Genomic DNA, 15,662 nt, shown 5'->3' on the forward strand with positions numbered 1-15,662 from the left:
CTTGCTGAGACTGATCTTGCGCCGGAAGACCTTCTGGCTCTCTGCCTGCGCGTCGAACAGGAGCTTGGGCGCGTCCGTGAGACCAAGTGGGGTCCCCGAGCAATCGACATTGATATCCTGACCTATGACGACTTGGAGATCGACAGTCCCACTCTGACGCTTCCGCATCCTTATGCGGCGGAACGCGCCTTCGTGCTCGTGCCACTGGCCGAAATCGCCCCTGACCTGAGGCTCGGCGGAAGGCGCATTGTGGAGCTGCTCGCCAGCGTGAGCAGTGGCGGTATCACCAAACTCACCTGACTCACCGTCGATGCCGCTTTAGTCACAGTCTGTCACCCGTCGGCAACTTCAGCTTGGGGTCAGGGTCTGAAATTCCCCTGCTCGTCAGGAACGTCCGGTGTTCTCCTCTTAAGCGGACATCCGGTTTACTTCAGCTCAGTGCCAAGAACTGACCTTCCCGCTATCGGGTTGACGCAGGCGATACTGATCCAAGGAAGGCAGGGGCGAGTTCTTGCAGGCAACACAGCAGCATGGGCGTGCCGCTCGGCACATGATCAAGGCTTGCGGAAGGGCACCACGTTGGCGGGCTCGCAGGCTGGCGTGACGAGGGATGCAATCGCATGTTCCAACTCATCGCGACGGAAGGGCTTGGTCAGTCGCGGGAGAGCAAGCCCGGCCCGTTCCGGCAACTCGGCATGGCCGCTGGCCAGCAGGATCGGCATGGTCGGCCACTCTGCCCGGATCCGCTCCGCCAGCTCCAACCCCGTCATGCCCGGCATGGCATGATCGGTCACCACCAGCTCAATGGACGGGTCTGCCCGTAGAATGCTCAGCGCTGCCTCGGCGGACGAGGCCTCCACCACCGTATGGCCGAGGTCTTCCAGCATGGCAGCCGTTCCGGTCATCACCAGCGGATCGTCCTCGACCAGCAGCACCGTGCAGGTGCGGTGCTCCGCACGGGTTTGCTCATTGCCGACAGACGCTGCCGTCACCGCCTGGCCCTGGGGCAGCCAGATCTCGGCCGTTGTGCCCTTGCCCACCTCGCTCCTCAGGGTCAGGGTGCCGCCGGACTGGACGGCGAGCCCATGGATCATCGACAGACCCAAGCCCGTTCCCTTGCCGATTCCCTTCGTCGTGAAGAACGGCTCGATGGCGCGGGCCAGTGTAGCCGCATCCATGCCGATCCCCGTGTCGCTCACCGACACGCAGACATAGGCTCTCGGCAGAAGGCCTTGTGAGTTACCCTCGTCAGCCTCCTCCGCACGCGCCGAGATCGTGATCGTGCCGCTCATCGGCATGGCGTCGCGGGCATTCACCGCCAGATTGAGCAGCGCCATCTCCAGTTGGTTCGGGTCTACCCTGACCGGCGGCAGGCCCGCGGGAAAGCGGGTCACAATCTCAATACTCGGGCCCAAGGCACGCGCCAGCAGGTCGGTCATGCCGGCGACGAGTTGCGGCACGTCGACCGCCTGTGGCGTGAGATCCTGACGGCGCGAGAAGGCCAGCAGCCGCTGTGTCAGGGCAGCACCGCGCTGGGCGCCCTGGATGGCGCCCTCCAGCAGCCGCTTGGCCCGGTCTTCATCCTTGATGCGCTTGCGCAGCAGATCAAGGTTGCCGAGGATCACTGCCAGCAGGTTGTTGAAGTCATGCGCGATGCCGCCCGTGAGCTGGCCGATGCTCTCCATCTTCTGCGCCTGCAACAGCCGCTGCTCGGCCGCATGACGCTGCTCACTCTCATGCCGAAGCTGGATGAGAGCCTCCTGCTCGGCCTGGGCGCGCCGTAGGGCCAGCCAGGAGACCAGCCCCAGGATCAGGGCGGACAGGGCCGCCACCACTCCATAGACCGCCAGATTGCGGTACCAGTGCCCCCGCACGACCGCGGCATCGATGCCGAAGGCGACATAAACCGGATAGGCGCCCACGTCACGGTAGCATAGTACCGCTCGCGCTGGTCGGTCGAGGAGGTTCCAAACAACACGCCTCCATCGGACTGGGCTGCGATGCTGCGCATGAGGATGTTGTCCGGCCCCAGGCGGCTATAGGCCTCCTGAGCGGGAGATCGGGCCAGGATCGAACCGTCCGCGCGGATCAGGGCCGCCGCATGAGGTCCCGGCGGGGCAGCCTCCCGGAAGAAGCGGCGGAAATATTCAGGGCTGAGCGCGACATGGATGATGCCGTCGAAGTGACCATCCAAGGTCGAGCGCCGGCGGCTGACTGCGAATGACAGCCTGCCGGTGGCCTTGCCCTGGAACGCCGCGCTGATGTAGGTGCCGGCATCGCGCCCGCGCTGAGCCTGGAAGAACTCGCGCTCGCTGATGGTAACATTGGGATCCCACGGCTGGCTGCCGGCGCGGACATGTCCGGTGGCATCCGAGATCCAGATCGAGACCGCCTGCTCCAGGGGAGCCTTGAGCCTCTGGAGGAAGACGCTGGTCTCAGGAGCTGCGATCTCGTCCCAGGACATGCCATGGGTGCGGTCCTCGACCCGCCCGATCACGAGCTCAACCGTGTCGAACACCTTGCGGGCATGCTCGTGCAGGATCGCTGTCGTGCGGGTGATCGTCTCCTCGTTGTCACGCAGAACCTCGGCCCGGTTCCAGGCTGCGGCAGCCGCGAACACGACGGCCGGCACGAGCAGCGCGGCGACCAGCAGCAGCCGGTGCAGGCGGAGAGAGGGCATCGACACAACAGATTCCGAGCGGAGTTCAGGCGGGAGGCGATGAGGCACCACAGGGCACCGACTGAATCCACCGGTGCCCTGTGGTGGGATTACATGGTCTTGACCGAAGCTAAGGCAACCCTCGTAGCGCTCTGCCCCCATTCATGAGACCGTCGGGTGAAATGCACCGGGAAACCTTCGGATGCAGCGTCAGGCGGGCTCAGGCGGCGCTGTACCCGTCCCGGGATGAATCCCAGATGATCGTGCGGCCTCTTCCCGGCTCGTCGATCAGCACCTGAACCCTCCGGCCGTAGGCTGCCGTGCGCGAGGCCACCTGGACGGCGGCCTTGATGGCCTCGGGAACGGTCGGGCAACGGGCGACGATGATCTCGCTACTGACGACGACCCACAGGCCGCCGATTGGCTGAATTACGAAATAGTCGTCCACGAACCGCCCCCGACAGCACGGGCTGAGATATCGCGCCAGGATGTCCGATCAAGGCCTGCTGAAGCGGGCCACAGTGGCATGCGACCCGATGGCGTAGTAGGCGAAGTCGCTGTGAGCGAAACCTGGATGAAGCGACCTGCTGCCGCGGAAATGCCAACGAATTCGGGTGGGTTGATGAATATCTGCAAGGGGTCGAATTCTCACATTCCAACATCTCAGCGAACGTCGGCTCTTGAGCGCTGAAGCGGATCAAGCTCTTTCGTCCGAGGAGTGCCATTACCCGACATTCCCAATAGCATCGTTGGAGTTGGGTCTTGGAGAGGCGGCTCCTCCACCGGTCCTCTGGGGACAATCTGTAGCATTACGGGCCTAGCTCTTGCTGGGAAGTATCAGTTACGACACAGGCTTTCGGGCTACGGCAGAAAGAGCCATGACCCCACAACCCATCTCCACCGCTCCGCAGGAAGACGATCAACCGCTCCTCCTGTTCTGCCCTGATCAGGGGGGCTGGCACACGGGCGTCTGGTTCCGGGGGAAATGGCTGGCCTACATCGATAGCAGCGTCGTGCTGGAGCCTTCCCGTTGGCTCCCGGTTCCCGCCGACCCAACCGACGCAGAGTGATCCAGCCCACCATCGTGGCTACTTTCAAACGCCTCGACGGTCAGAACACGCGGCCCTCAGGAGTGAAACCCTCCACTGCGCAGGCACGTTGAGCCGACGGGAGTCCTACTCCCCTCTGGAAGAACGGGAGGGTTGATGGCTGCGACCGGGATCAGCGAACGGGTGGAAGTCGCCCCGGCGGGGCATGGGCACGCGACCCCGACCTCCTTCTGGGCCCTGACCCTCGGCTCCATTGGCGTGGTCTACGGCGACATCGGCACCAGCCCTCTCTACGCGCTGAAGGAAAGCCTCGCCGCCGCCACCGGGCATGCCGGCGCCGGCGCCCTCACCCGCGAGATGGTGCTGGGTGTGGTCTCTCTCATCCTGTGGGCGCTGATCATCATCGTGACGGTCAAGTACGTGGTCATCGTCCTGCGGGCCGACAACAACGGCGAGGGCGGCACTCTCTCGCTCGTGACCCTGGCCCAACGGGCCCTCGGGCACAGCACTGGGATCACCATCGTCCTCGGCATGGTCGGAGCCTCGCTGTTCTACGGCGATGTCATCATCACCCCGGCCATCTCCGTCCTCTCGGCCGTCGAGGGCCTCAAACTGGTGACGCCCGCCTTCGAGCCCTACGTGGTGCCGCTCAGCCTCTTGATCCTGATCACTCTCTTCGCCGTGCAGCGGTTCGGCACGGCCGGTGTGGCGGCCTTCTTCGGCCCGATCACCGCTTTCTGGTTCCTGGTCATGGCCCTGGGCGGCCTGATGCACATCCGGGATGATCTCAGCATCCTCGCCGCCATCAATCCAGTGCACGGCCTCAGCTTCCTAGTAAACCACGGCACCGCAGGGCTACTCGCGCTCGGAGCGGTGTTCCTGTCGGTCACTGGGGCGGAGGCACTCTATGCCGACATGGGCCACTTTGGGCGCGCGCCGATCCGCACCGCCTGGCTCGGCCTTGTCCTGCCGACGCTCGCCCTCAACTATCTTGGCCAAGGCGCCATGCTGCTGGCCCATCCTGACGGGCTGGAGAACCCGTTCTTCCTGCTTTATCCCTCCTGGGCGCTGCTGCCGATGGTGATCCTGGCTACGGTGGCCACCATCATCGCCAGCCAAGCGGTGATCACCGGCGCGTTCTCGATCTCGGAGCAGGCGATGCATCTGGGCGTGCTGCCGCGCTTCCGGGTGATGCGCACCTCCGAGACCGAGAAGGGTCAGATCTACATCCCAACCATCAACTGGCTCCTGCTGTTTGCCGTCATCCTGATCGTCGTCCTGTTCGAGTCGTCGAGCGCCCTGGCGGCGGCGTACGGCTTGGCGGTGACCGGGGACATGGTCATCACCTCGTGCCTGCTGTTCATCGTGGCGTGGAAGTTCTGGCGCTGGTCACCGGCCGTGGCTGCGCTGGTGATCGCGCCGTTCCTTGCCATCGAGCTCGTCTTCCTGGGCGCCAACGCCCTCAAGATCCCCCACGGCGGCTGGTTCCCATTGCTAGTTGGCACGGGGCTGTTCATCCTGATGCGCACTTGGCGGAAGGGCACGCGCCTGCTGGCCGAGATCTCGCACCGGGGTCGCCCACCCCTGTCCGAGTTCATGCGCATGGCCGAGAGCAGCTCGGTGCCGCGGGTGCCCGGCACGGCCATCTTCCCGACCGGCAACGCCCAGGATGTGCCTGCGGCCCTGCTGCACAACATGAAGCACAACAAGGTGCTGCACGACCACAACGTGATCCTGACTGTGGTCACCGAGGAGATCCCGCGCCGTTCGGACGAGGGCCGCGTCACCACGGAGAAGCTCTCGGAGCGGTTCTCGCGGATGACGGTGCGGTTCGGCTTCATGGAAAGCCCGAACCTACCCAAGGCGCTGGAGGCGGCGAACTTCGACCTGTCGAACGCGTCATTCTTCCTGTCGCGGCGGGCGTTGCAAGCCTCCGCGCACGCGGGACTGCCGCTGTGGCAGGACTACCTGTTCATTCCGATGGCCCGCTCCGCGAGCGACATCTCGGACCAGTTCTGCATCCCCGAGGACCGGGCAGTCGAGGTGGGATCGCGGATCACGATCTGACGAATGAGAGAGTGAACCAGGTCGCAGGGCGCAGCCCCGTGCAAGTCTCAGGCCTTGCGACCACCCTTCCGATTACACGGGGCGGATTACAAGTAGAGCAGTCCGGAAAACAGCCACAGGATGGAGCAGAGGATGGAGAACCCTGCCGTCGATAGCCCAATCCTGTGCCAGTACCTGAAATCCCAGTCCCGCTGGTAGAGCCTGTCACCCGTATCGAGAGTGTGGACATCCGTCAGGTCTGCCTTGAACCTCTTCCACGCCTGCCACGCATGCACCCGGGCGACGACGGACAATCCGCCGGAGAAGATTGCCCCGTTCCACATCAGGTTCTGCAAATCCTTGATCGCCACGTCGCAACCTTGGGAGGCAAGCCTGAACTTACGGCTTCTCTGATAACGTGGGTGGGAGCCGGAAAGTCCCTGTTAATGAGACGCCGGACGGGCTGCTGAAGGTCGGCTGAGGGTCAGAGTCTGAAATTCCCCTGCCCTTCATGAGCGTCCGGTATTCCCTTCTTGAGCAGACATTCGGCGTACATCCGAGATGTGCCAATTTGAGACCTTCCATGCGTGGAGGCTGTTGCGGCTCTACCTGTCAACCGCTTGCGCGCCGAATTCGGGTAGGGCCGCTCTTGGAACGAGTTGCAGAGCGCGATCGCAGCAACTCTCGATTTAACTCCACCGCTCCTGCCGCCAATGGTCCTATGAATGGGCAAGGCGCACCGCTCACGCGGTGGGAACGGTGCCACCGTCAATAACATACTCAGCGCCCGTTATGGTCGCTGCGCGATCCGAGGCGAGGAAGGCGATGAGGTTAGCCACTTCCTCTGGCGTCGAGGGTCGACCGATCGGAACCCCGCCGAGGGAGTCCATGATGATGCGCTTGCCGCCCTCGTAGTCCGTGCCAGCGTCCTGTGCGAGCCGCTCGGCCAGCCGCACCGACGCTTCGGTTTCAATCCATCCAGGTGAGACCCGCATTACGCGCACCCCTTTCGGCGAGACCTCCTTCGATAGGCTCTTGCTGTAGGTCGAGAGAGCAGCTTTCGCAGCCGCATAGGCGGTCGTCGCTTCCGGCAACGGCAGCTCTCGTTGGATGGAGGTGACGTGGATGACGACGCCGCGGCCCCGCTCGACCATCGCAGGCACGAGTTCGCGATCAAGCCTGACGGCTGCCATCAGGTTAAGATTGAGCTCCTTTGTCCATTCCGCGTCGCTCAGCGCTGCGAAGCCGCCGGCCGGCGCGGAGGAGCCGCCCAGCATGTGGACCACGATATCGACCCCGCCCAACCGTTCGTGCACCGCGGCCGCGAGGGTTGCGCAGCCCTCCAGGCTTGTGAGGTCGACGGCGACAAACATCGCCTCGGAGAGCGTGTCCGGCCGGGACCGCGCCGCCGTCAGGACCTGCGCTCCGAGTTCGCGAAACAGCGCAACGGTGGCTGCGCCCGCACCGCGTGTGCCAGAGGTGATGAGGGCGCGCTTGCCTTCGAGTGTGAGGAACCCAGTCATGGGCCAATCTCCAAGCTGGTGATCTGGTTGCCCTTGAGGCGGAACGCGAAGTTGAGTGTCGCTGGACTGCCCGGGAAATGACCGGTCACCCGGGCGCGGACGCTTGTGACAGCGTCCTTCTCTGCTACCGCGAGCGGCTCGATGACCTGCCCGTATTTGAGTTTCACTTCGCGCCACCATGCAGCGATGGCCAAATGGCCCGCATGGGACCGGTTCTCATCCCTGACGGCGGCATCAGGCGCGAAGACCTGGATGAGGGCTTCGCCGTCGTTTCTGTTGTCCGCATCGAAATAGGTTTGGATCGGAAAAGGCAGGTTCATGCGACTGCTCCTTCGGCTGGGGACGTTTGCCCTCCTGATTTAGCCCTGGACACTTGTTTCGATAAGCGGGATAAAACTGGATGAGGCATCCCGAGAAACAGGACGATGTACCGACCCGGCTTGAATGATCTTGATGCGGTGATCGCAATAGCGCGCAAGGCTTCGTTCCGTGCCGCGGCGCTCGAACTGGGGATGTCCACGACCGCACTCAGTAACGCCGTCGGCAAGCTCGAGGCAGACCTTGGCGTGCGCCTGTTCAACCGCACAACGCGCAGCGTCTCGCTCACCGATGCTGGACGCCTGTTCATCGAACAGGTCGGCCCAGCCTTGCAGGACATTCACGGCGCGATGGAAGCCGTGCGGTCGCAGCAGGCTACGCCGTCAGGCACGCTGCGCATCAACGCCTTTGCCATGGCGGCGCGCGAGATCCTCTCGCCACTGGTGCTGGATTTCCTGCGCCGCTACCCGCAGGTGCATGTCGATCTCGTCACCGAAGGACGCCTGGTCGACATTGTCGCCGAGGGCTTCGACCTTGGGGTGCGAGGGGCTGACCTCGTACCCAGCGACATGATTGCGGTGTCGCTCGGGCAGCCACAGCGATATGCCGTCGTCGGCTCGCCAGCGTATATCGAGAAGCATGGCAAGCCGGGGGTTCCACCTGATCTCCTCCACCACCCATGCATTCGTGTCCGCCTGCCCAACGGCAGCCTGTATCGGTGGGAGTTCGAGAAAGACGGTCAGACGGCCCAGATCGCCGTGAGCGGTCCGATCACCTTGGACGAAGCCAGCCTGGCACGGACTGCGGTTCTGGAGGGCATCGGGCTTGGCTTCTTCATGGAACAGAACGTGCGTGCCGACATCGAAGCCGGACGCCTCATTCGCGTGCTGGAAGACTGGACGCCACCCTTTGGTGGGCTCTGTCTCTACTACCCCGGGCGGCGCAATCCATCGGCTGCTCTGAAGGCATTTATCTCCTTAGCCCGAGAACTTAGTGCAACACCACGATAATGATCACCCACGCCAAAGAGTCGGCTGAGGCCTCGAGGTGAGTGCCTAAGCGGCACTCATTGGTATGAAATGACTGTATCAACTGTGATGGTCTGGTTTGGGTCAATTTTTCACGTTCTGGCTTTCCCAACGAACGTCCGCACTTGAGTGTCGAAGCAGACCAAACGCTTACGTCTCAGGAGTGTCAGGACCTGTCGTTCTTTGCCACTCACTTGGCGATCGAGCACAAAGCGATGCATGGAGTCGGAAAACGCAATTGAGTTCCAAAACAGGCATCCGTGACATGACAGCCAAGTCTGGTCTAAGGTGCCCATCCACAGGGGCCTTTCAAAAGTGACGACCAACTTTGAGGCGGATCTTGCCGCCATCGACCGTATCCAGGCCGTCCCAACCATTCTGGAAGTCATTTGCCGCACCACCGGGATGGGCTTCGCGGCGGTCGCCCGGGTGAGCGAGGACCGCTGGATTGCCTGTGCGGTGCGCGATGACATCCAGTTCGGCCTTCAGCCCGGCGGCGAGCTGAAGCTCGAGACTACGATCTGTCATGAGATCCGGCAGGCTGGGACAGAGGTGGTCATCGACCATGTGGCGGAGGATCCGACCTACTGTCGCCATCACACCCCGGCCATGTACGGCTTCCAAAGCTACATCTCGATGCCGATTGTCCTTGCGGATGGCACCTTCTTCGGCACTCTGTGCGCCATTGATCCCCGCCCAGCACGGCTGAACAACCCTGAGACCATCGGCATGTTCAAGGTGTTCGCCGAACTGATCGGCTTTCACCTGAGTGCCGGCGAGCGCCTGACTGCCAGTGAGGCTAACTTGGCCACGAGCGAGGCGGATCTTCTGGATGAGCGCAAGACCTCCGAGCTGCGGGAGCAGTTCATCGCGGTACTGGGCCATGACCTGCGCAATCCGCTCGCCTCAATCGATGCCGGAGCAAAGATGCTTCGGAGAGAGTCCCTGAGCCCGAAGGGGAGCACCATCGTCGGCCTGATCCAGAACAGCGTCGGACGCATGGCCGAGTTGATCGACAATGTGCTCGACTTTGCCCATGGCCGCCTGGGAAGTGGCCTGACCCTGGAGCGGGACGCCCACGTGCCGCTGGGAGAGGTGCTGGAGCAGGTCGTCGATGAGCTGCGGGCGGCCTGGCCCGAGCGGCGGATCGATACGCAGTTGGCTGTGACCAAGTCTGTGAGCTGTGATCGTGCTCGCGTGGCGCAGTTGCTGTCGAACCTGGTGGCGAACGCCCTGACCCACGGCGCGAGTGAAAATCCCATCGTGGTTCGTGCCGCAACTCTGGACGGCAGCTTCGAGCTCTCGGTCGCCAACCACGGCGAGCCGATTCCTCCCGCTACCTTGAAGCGCCTGTTCCAGCCCTTCTTTCGCGTAGCAGCGCGCCCGAGCCAGCAGGGACTGGGGTTGGGCCTCTACATTGCCTGCGAGATTGCCCGAGCTCATGGTGGCTCACTCGATGTGTCCTCCGATCAGGAAGAGACGCGTTTTACCTTCAAGATGCCGCTCGTCCAAGCCTTCTGAGGAACTCGTCCGGCTAGTGGGGGCGCGACAAGGGAATGTCTGCACAGGGTCAAAGTGCGACTTCGACCGGACATTATGGAGGTCCGCTTTACTCCTCTTATGCAGAAGTTCGGTTTGAGGCAGCCTGGTTCAGGTGGAGCCCTTTAGCCACCCTCAATCGGTGAGAACGTAGGCCATACTGAGCAGCCAGGCTGCGGCGATGAAAGCCGCACCCAAGGCGGTGAGCCATAGCAACCGCTTCGTGGAGGTGTTCATCAGCCCCCTCGCATTATGACCCACACGCCAGTCGTGACCGCATCAGCGTTCTTCTGGCGGCTTGATGGCCGAGAACTGCCGCAGCAGCGTCAGGTCGTAGACTGCCTTGAGCGTGCCCGCGAGCACGAGTGGCCAGCCGAACGCCGACACGGTCAGCAGCCACCCGGACAGGAGCGGTGCAACCGCCGATGCCAAGCTCCGGGGCACAGCCGTCACGCTCGCGGCGGCGGGCCTCTCCTCCGGCCGGACCACCGCCATAACGTAGGATGACCGGGTCGGCACATCCATCTGGGACAGCAGACTCCGCAGGATCAGCAGCCCGAACGCGGTCCAGATGGTCGGGGCGAAGGCCGTCAGGATCAGGAAGAGGCTCGACGGCAGGTGCGTGAACACCATCGTGTTGATGAGCCCGAACCGTTTCGCCAGCGGCACTGCCGCGAAATACGACACGGCGGAGCACAGGCTGGTAACGAAGAAAATCGCCCCGATGGTGGCGACGCCAATGCCGAACCGCTCGCTGAGCCAGATCGTGAGCAAGGCATTGATGACGAGCCCGCCGCCGAAGGCGTCGACAGAGAACAAGGCCGCCAGCCGGTAGACGATCCAGCGCGACGGGCCGAGTGGTGCCGGCGGACTGTCGGCCCCCGCCTCGACCTGGGGTGAAAGACGGCGGTAAAGCCGGAACGTGAGCAGCCCAAGGGCACCATAGAGCCCGAAGAGAACGGCCGTTATCGTCGCTGGCGCCACGACCGGCGCGAGCCAGTCGACCACACCGACCGAGAGCGCCCCGAGGGCGCCGAAGAAGGCGCCGACGAAACTGTAACGGGCGAACGCTGCCGTCCGGTCCTCGTCGGCGACGACATGGGACACGACAGTGTGCTCGAGGGGCAGGAAGACGCTCACGTCGCCACCAGACGGGTTGAGCGTGCCGACGAAGGCGATCACCAGCAGCGGCCAGAAAGCCTCGATCCCGGCAAAGCCCAGCCCGGTCGCGGCCATCAGGAGCCCTGCGGCCAGCAGAGCCGGACGCCGCGGGATGCGGTAGGCGACCAGCCCGAGGACAAGGGTCAACAGGGCCGAGCCCAGCAAGGAGGCGGTCGAGATGAGGCCGACCCCGAAGGCATCGTAGCCGAGACGCGAGAGATGCACGGGCAGCAGGATCGCCACGTAGCCGTCGCCGAACGCCCTCAGGGATCGAGCCACGAGTACCCGCCGGATGTCAGGCGGGAGGCTCTTGCGAGGCACGATCCGGGAGCCTCTCTTAGAGGAGACCTCGGCAGCCGATCCCGACTCCGTCCCATCATCCGTGTCTCGGAACCCGGTTCTTCGCGTAGCGTTGGTCAAGTCTTGCTCGCCACCTTCACCTGGTCGAGGGCAGCGCGCAGGGCCTTCGCCAGCTTCTGGGCGTCATCATTGGCCCAGAAATGCATGAAGAACAGGCGCGGCTCGTCAACGAGCATGTGATTGTGCACAGCCGTCACCATCGGAATCCACTTCCAGGCAGCGCTTCGCGCTCTCGACATCCCCTTTGAGGTCCGGGGTGCCGGAGATTTCTGGCAGAGTTCCCCAGCCAAACTATTCGTCGGCTCCCTGTACTACTTGCGTGACCCTCGAAGTACAGCCGCCCTCGAGAAAATGGGCACGGGCAAACGGGGGGACATCACCCGCGAGCGTCTGGACCTGATCGATCGCCGCACGAGACGCGACTTTCAAAGCTCATGTGCTCACGTCCAGCGGATCGTGGCTGAGGCTCTCCCGATACGAGCATCGGGCCGGGAGCGGGCGGAATGGGAGAGCATCGTGGACGGGGTCGCCATGCTGGCGGCCTCCTGTTCGTCGGTTGAAGAACTCGAGATGCGGATTGCCGAGCAGACTCAAGCGACCAAGCGACCGCACGCGAACAGTGTTGTTCTGTCGACGGTCCATTCTGCGAAGGGTCTCGAGTGGGATACAGTGTTCCTTGTCGGGCTCGAGGACGGCGTCATGCCCCACGGCAACTCAGGCGATATCGAGGAAGAGCGACGGGTCGCCTATGTGGCGATCACGCGGGCCAGGCGCCGTCTGGCCCTCACCTATGCGGCGGAGCGTTTTGGGACGAAGTCGGAACCATCTCCATTTCTGTTCGAGATGCATCATAGAGAGGTCATCTGGACCGGCCCGAACATGGCCGGGGCTGACAGGCGCCTTCCTCTGGCGAGCCTGGGAGAACGGGCTCAGCTCGCAACGAAGAGGTCACACCCGACATCCGGCCCAACCCCAACCACTCGCAGGAGTAAGCGCGAGACGGCATCACCCGGCTCAAGACCGTGGACATCCCGTGAGGATACGCGCCTTCAGGCGGCGTACGCGTCCTCAACCAGTCTTGAGGAGATGTCTCTGATCCTGAAGCGCTCGCCTGATGAGATTGTCAGCCGGCTCGTTGCCTTGAGGTTCCTGCCTACCCGCAACCCGTATGAGGCTCTGTCGGCCGAGTATCTTCGTCGGTCCTTACGCTAGCTACACGTCGGGCAAACCGACCCGACCTCCAATCAAACCCATCGGAACTCGTGTCAGCGCTTATTCAGCAGGACCACGTTGGATCCGGCCGTCTTGGTGTCCTTGGCCGGCTTGACCCTGCTGAGGACGGCGGGCGAGACGTTCCACTTCTGCCCGGTGTCGGTGATCACCGTCACGGTCTTCTTGTTGTAGCGCGTCAGCATGCCCTCAAGACGACCCTGGCCGGGAGGCTGGAAGCTGACCCGGTCCCCAATCTTGAACTCCAGCATCTCCACATGAGCGCGCATCTGGTCGAGGAAGCGCAGGCGCTCGACGATGCGGTGGTTGAGATCGATCAGCTCGGCCTCGGTCAGCTGGTCAATGTCGATCGTCATAACGGTGCCATAGATGAGAGCCGAGCTGGGACCATCGAACGAATGTCTGGCTAGCGCTTCTGTGTGTCAAGAGGAACAGTTCAGGCTCTGAAAGTCCCCTACCCTTCCCGAAGTTCTGGTTAGGTCTGAAGAGCGGACCAAAGCGTTACTTCAGCTTCGTGCCAGGAGCGGTCATTAGAACCTTGCATTGGACAGAAGGCGTGCGGCTCCTCCACACCCGTGCCGAAAGCCCGACGAGCACCTGAGAAGGCTAAAGCGATCCGACCGGAAAATTCGACCCCGCCCTCCCTGCTGTCGTCGGGACTAGACTAAGACGCGATCTGCAGCAGCAAGTCGCTCGTTTGCCGCGGATGCGTGATGTAGGGCAGGTGCGGAGTGGGCAGTTCGAAGCAGCGCCAGCGCTTGCTGTCCCGCGCCGCGGCGGCAAAGCGGTCGAAGTACGGACTGGGCCAGCCGAGGCATCGGATGTAGGTCCGCGGCGGCTCGTCGGCAGCGGCGTTACGGCGCTGGACGGGCTCGGTGAAGTGTCGGAACGGGGTCGGGGCAAGGCGCGGCAGGACCCAGCTCAGGTCGGCCTCTGCGGTGATGCCCCAGGCTTCGGGGACGAACGTCTCCCAGGGTGGGGGAGCTAACCGGGGCAGGAGCCAGCCGTCGCCTTCTCCTTGGACGAGCGCCTCCATCGCCAAGCGCCTCTCAGGCGGGATCAGGTCGCACAGGCTCTCGCCGTCCTTCGGGACGAACGCATCGAGATAGACGACGTGGCTGATGCGGCCGGGGAGCCGGTCGGCGACCCCGGTGATCACCATTCCACCGGAGCTATTGCCGACAAGGATCACGCCGTGCAGGTCTTCGCACTCGATCATGCCGACGATGTCGTCCACGTGCGTTGCAAGGCCGACTTCCGGCCGCGCCAGATGCCGGCGCTCGCCCAGTCCTGTGAGCGTGGGCGTGTGGACGGCATGGTGGTGCGCACGCAGCAGGGGCGTCAGCTTTTTCCAGCACCAGCCGCCGAACCAAGCGGGATGCACCAGGACAAATGTGCTCATGGATGTCCCTCCCATCTATCCTATTATAGCAGACCGACAGGGGCGCATCGCCTGCAATTGCCGCTCCGCGAGGCAGACGAACCCGGCGGACCGAAGCCGGCCTGCCCGCGTGGCTGCCCTCGCCGGTGATGTCAGCGATCCTCCCCACGCCAAGGCCCTCACCGAGGGCGCTCACAATGCCTTTGGTCACCTGGACAGCGTTGTCTGTAATGCAGGTATGGACTGGTCTGCCTCCTGAAAAGTGATCCTCCCTGAAGTATGACTTTTGAGCTGAAGGAGGATTGAAGATGGGCAAGAAGAGACACACGGCCGAAGAGATCGTTTCCAAGTTGCGGCAGGTGGATGTGCTGACGGCACAAGGCCGGACGGTGGCAGAGGCCATCCGGCAGATTGGCGTGACGGAGGTCACGTATTATCGCTGGCGTTCTGAGTACGGCGGGCTGAGGTCGGACCAGGTCAAGCGGATGAAAGAACTGGAGATGGAGAACGCCCGACTGCGCCGAGCCGTCTCGGACATCACTCTGGAGAAGCTGATCCTGAAGGAGGCCGCCTCGGGAAACTACTGAGCCCCGCCCGCCGTCGCGCCTGCGTGGAGCACGTCATCGCCAAGTACGGCGTCTCGGAACGGCTGGCCTGCCGGGTTCTAGGCCAGCACCGCTCCACACAGCGTAAGATCCTCAAACAGCCGGAAGATGAAGCGGCTTTGACGGCCGACATCATCGCCTTGGCCACTCAGTATGGCCGCTACGGCTACCGACGCATCACCGCTCTTCTGCGTGAGGCCGGCTGGCTGGTGAACAAGAAGCGGGTCGAGCGGATCTGGCGGCGGGAGGGGCTGAAAGTGCCACAGAAGCAACCGAAGAAGGGGCGGCTCTGGCTCAATGACGGATCCTGCATCCGTCTGCGGCCAGAATATCCCAACCACGTCTGGTCGTATGACTTTGTTGAGGATCGCACCCATGACGGGCGCAAGTTCCGCATGCTCAACGTGATCGATGAGTTCACGCGGGAGTGCCTGGCCATCAGAGTGAGCCGGAAGCTCAAGGCTGGCGATGTGATCGACGTGCTCTCGGACCTGTTCATCCTGCGCGGTGTTCCTAGGCACATTCGTTCTGACAACGGGCCCGAGTTCGTCGCCAAAGCTGTCCGCGAGTGGATCACGGCTGTGGGCGCCCAAACGGCTTACATCGAACCCGGCAGCCCGTGGGAGAACGGCTATTGCGAGAGCTTTAATTCGAAGTTCCGAGATGAGTTGCTGAAAGGAGAGATCTTCTACACGCTTGGGGAGGCACAGGTGATCATCGAGAAATGGCGCCCACATTACAACACGGTACGTCCGCACTCATC

16 protein-coding genes and 1 pseudogene are annotated in these 15,662 nt (G+C 63.2%); 7 read left to right on the forward strand and 10 right to left on the reverse strand.

Going from position 1 to position 15,662, the window contains the following annotated elements:
• Nucleotides 1-300 (forward strand): 2-amino-4-hydroxy-6-hydroxymethyldihydropteridine diphosphokinase (folK, locus tag ACUXUR_RS26285; protein WP_445505302.1); only part of this gene is annotated, 300 nt, incomplete at its 5' end.
• Nucleotides 301-554: 254 nt separating this feature from the next.
• Here the strand turns inward: folK and ACUXUR_RS26290 are convergent.
• The 3 genes from ACUXUR_RS26290 to ACUXUR_RS26300 form a co-directional block, all read right to left on the reverse strand.
• Nucleotides 555-1,922 carry an ATP-binding protein gene (locus ACUXUR_RS26290; protein ID WP_445505303.1) on the reverse strand — a complete coding sequence of 456 codons (1,368 nt, stop codon included), beginning with the start codon at nt 1,920-1,922 and terminating at the stop codon, nt 555-557.
• Complete coding sequence (locus ACUXUR_RS26295; protein ID WP_445505304.1) at nt 1,811-2,686, reverse strand: PDC sensor domain-containing protein; 876 nt, start codon at nt 2,684-2,686, stop codon at nt 1,811-1,813. Before ACUXUR_RS26295 ends, ACUXUR_RS26290 begins: the two co-directional genes overlap by 112 nt.
• 193 nt (nt 2,687-2,879) lie before the next feature.
• A complete protein-coding gene (locus ACUXUR_RS26300) occupies nt 2,880-3,107 on the reverse strand; it encodes a hypothetical protein (RefSeq protein ID WP_445505305.1) in 228 nt (75 codons plus the stop codon).
• 430 nt (nt 3,108-3,537) lie between these two features.
• Between ACUXUR_RS26300 and ACUXUR_RS26305 the strand changes: the two genes are divergently transcribed.
• Together ACUXUR_RS26305 and ACUXUR_RS26310 are read left to right on the forward strand one after the other, a co-directional pair.
• Entirely contained in the window at nt 3,538-3,729 is a 192-nt protein-coding gene (locus ACUXUR_RS26305; RefSeq protein WP_445505306.1) for a hypothetical protein, read from the forward strand.
• A gap of 135 nt (nt 3,730-3,864) precedes the next feature.
• Nucleotides 3,865-5,775, forward strand: a complete 1,911-nt coding sequence (locus ACUXUR_RS26310; protein ID WP_445505307.1) for a potassium transporter Kup — start codon at nt 3,865-3,867, stop codon at nt 5,773-5,775.
• A gap of 86 nt (nt 5,776-5,861) precedes the next feature.
• Here ACUXUR_RS26310 and ACUXUR_RS26315 read toward each other — a convergent pair whose 3' ends face one another.
• From ACUXUR_RS26315 to ACUXUR_RS26325, 3 genes are all read right to left on the reverse strand, one after another.
• Nucleotides 5,862-6,125 carry a hypothetical protein gene (locus ACUXUR_RS26315; protein ID WP_445505308.1) on the reverse strand — a complete coding sequence of 88 codons (264 nt, stop codon included), beginning with the start codon at nt 6,123-6,125 and terminating at the stop codon, nt 5,862-5,864.
• 372 nt (nt 6,126-6,497) lie between these two features.
• On the reverse strand, nt 6,498-7,277 hold the full coding sequence (locus tag ACUXUR_RS26320; protein WP_445505309.1) for an SDR family oxidoreductase: 780 nt from the start codon (nt 7,275-7,277) through the stop codon (nt 6,498-6,500).
• A complete protein-coding gene (locus ACUXUR_RS26325; protein ID WP_445505310.1) occupies nt 7,274-7,597 on the reverse strand; it encodes a nuclear transport factor 2 family protein in 324 nt (107 codons plus the stop codon). The genes ACUXUR_RS26320 and ACUXUR_RS26325 overlap by 4 nt, the downstream gene beginning before the upstream one ends.
• A gap of 105 nt (nt 7,598-7,702) precedes the next feature.
• Here ACUXUR_RS26325 and ACUXUR_RS26330 point away from each other — a divergent pair, with 105 nt between their 5' ends.
• A complete protein-coding gene (locus ACUXUR_RS26330) occupies nt 7,703-8,605 on the forward strand; it encodes a LysR family transcriptional regulator (RefSeq protein ID WP_445505311.1) in 903 nt (300 codons plus the stop codon).
• A 333-nt stretch (nt 8,606-8,938) separates the two neighbouring features.
• Nucleotides 8,939-10,144: a GAF domain-containing sensor histidine kinase gene (locus ACUXUR_RS26335; RefSeq protein ID WP_445505312.1), complete on the forward strand. Its 1,206-nt coding sequence runs from the start codon at nt 8,939-8,941 to the stop codon at nt 10,142-10,144.
• Nucleotides 10,145-10,441: 297 nt separating this feature from the next.
• On the opposite strand, the gene ACUXUR_RS26340 is transcribed toward ACUXUR_RS26335, so the two are convergent.
• The gene (locus tag ACUXUR_RS26340) at nt 10,442-11,644 is read right to left on the reverse strand and encodes an MFS transporter (protein ID WP_445505313.1); all 1,203 of its coding nucleotides are present in this window, start codon (nt 11,642-11,644) and stop codon (nt 10,442-10,444) included.
• Nucleotides 11,645-11,739: 95 nt separating this feature from the next.
• Nucleotides 11,740-11,880 (reverse strand): annotated as a pseudogene (locus ACUXUR_RS26345) (DUF1259 domain-containing protein); the annotation flags it as partial.
• Between the two features lie 154 nt (nt 11,881-12,034).
• Here ACUXUR_RS26345 and ACUXUR_RS26350 point away from each other — a divergent pair.
• Complete coding sequence (locus ACUXUR_RS26350) at nt 12,035-12,895, forward strand: 3'-5' exonuclease (protein ID WP_445505314.1); 861 nt, start codon at nt 12,035-12,037, stop codon at nt 12,893-12,895.
• A gap of 53 nt (nt 12,896-12,948) precedes the next feature.
• Here ACUXUR_RS26350 and ACUXUR_RS26355 read toward each other — a convergent pair whose 3' ends face one another.
• Both ACUXUR_RS26355 and ACUXUR_RS26360 read right to left on the reverse strand, forming a co-directional pair.
• A complete protein-coding gene (locus ACUXUR_RS26355) occupies nt 12,949-13,269 on the reverse strand; it encodes a hypothetical protein (protein WP_445505315.1) in 321 nt (106 codons plus the stop codon).
• 308 nt (nt 13,270-13,577) lie between these two features.
• Nucleotides 13,578-14,315 (reverse strand): alpha/beta fold hydrolase, encoded by a 738-nt coding sequence (locus ACUXUR_RS26360; protein WP_445505316.1) that lies wholly within the window; start codon nt 14,313-14,315, stop codon nt 13,578-13,580.
• 287 nt (nt 14,316-14,602) lie between these two features.
• Between ACUXUR_RS26360 and ACUXUR_RS26365 the strand changes: the two genes are divergently transcribed.
• Nucleotides 14,603-15,662 (forward strand): IS3 family transposase gene (locus ACUXUR_RS26365; RefSeq protein ID WP_445505317.1). Its coding sequence is split into 2 segments (ribosomal slippage), with 1,061 coding nucleotides annotated over them: nt 14,603-14,867 and nt 14,867-15,662; the frame shifts between segments, so codons are not numbered across the junction. This gene is flagged as partial in the annotation.

This window comes from Microvirga medicaginis (assembly GCF_052658925.1).

Coding starts and splice junctions, on each gene's coding strand:
- ACUXUR_RS26360 (WP_445505316.1), bottom strand. CDS start 14,315: ATGAGCACATTTGTCCTGGTGCATCCCGCTTGGTTCGGCGGCTGGTGC.
- ACUXUR_RS26355 (WP_445505315.1), bottom strand. CDS start 13,269: ATGACGATCGACATTGACCAGCTGACCGAGGCCGAGCTGATCGATCTC.
- ACUXUR_RS26325 (WP_445505310.1), bottom strand. CDS start 7,597: ATGAACCTGCCTTTTCCGATCCAAACCTATTTCGATGCGGACAACAGA.
- ACUXUR_RS26320 (WP_445505309.1), bottom strand. CDS start 7,277: ATGACTGGGTTCCTCACACTCGAAGGCAAGCGCGCCCTCATCACCTCT.
- ACUXUR_RS26350 (WP_445505314.1), top strand. CDS start 12,035: ATGGGCACGGGCAAACGGGGGGACATCACCCGCGAGCGTCTGGACCTG.
- ACUXUR_RS26305 (WP_445505306.1), top strand. CDS start 3,538: ATGACCCCACAACCCATCTCCACCGCTCCGCAGGAAGACGATCAACCG.
- ACUXUR_RS26330 (WP_445505311.1), top strand. CDS start 7,703: ATGTACCGACCCGGCTTGAATGATCTTGATGCGGTGATCGCAATAGCG.
- ACUXUR_RS26310 (WP_445505307.1), top strand. CDS start 3,865: ATGGCTGCGACCGGGATCAGCGAACGGGTGGAAGTCGCCCCGGCGGGG.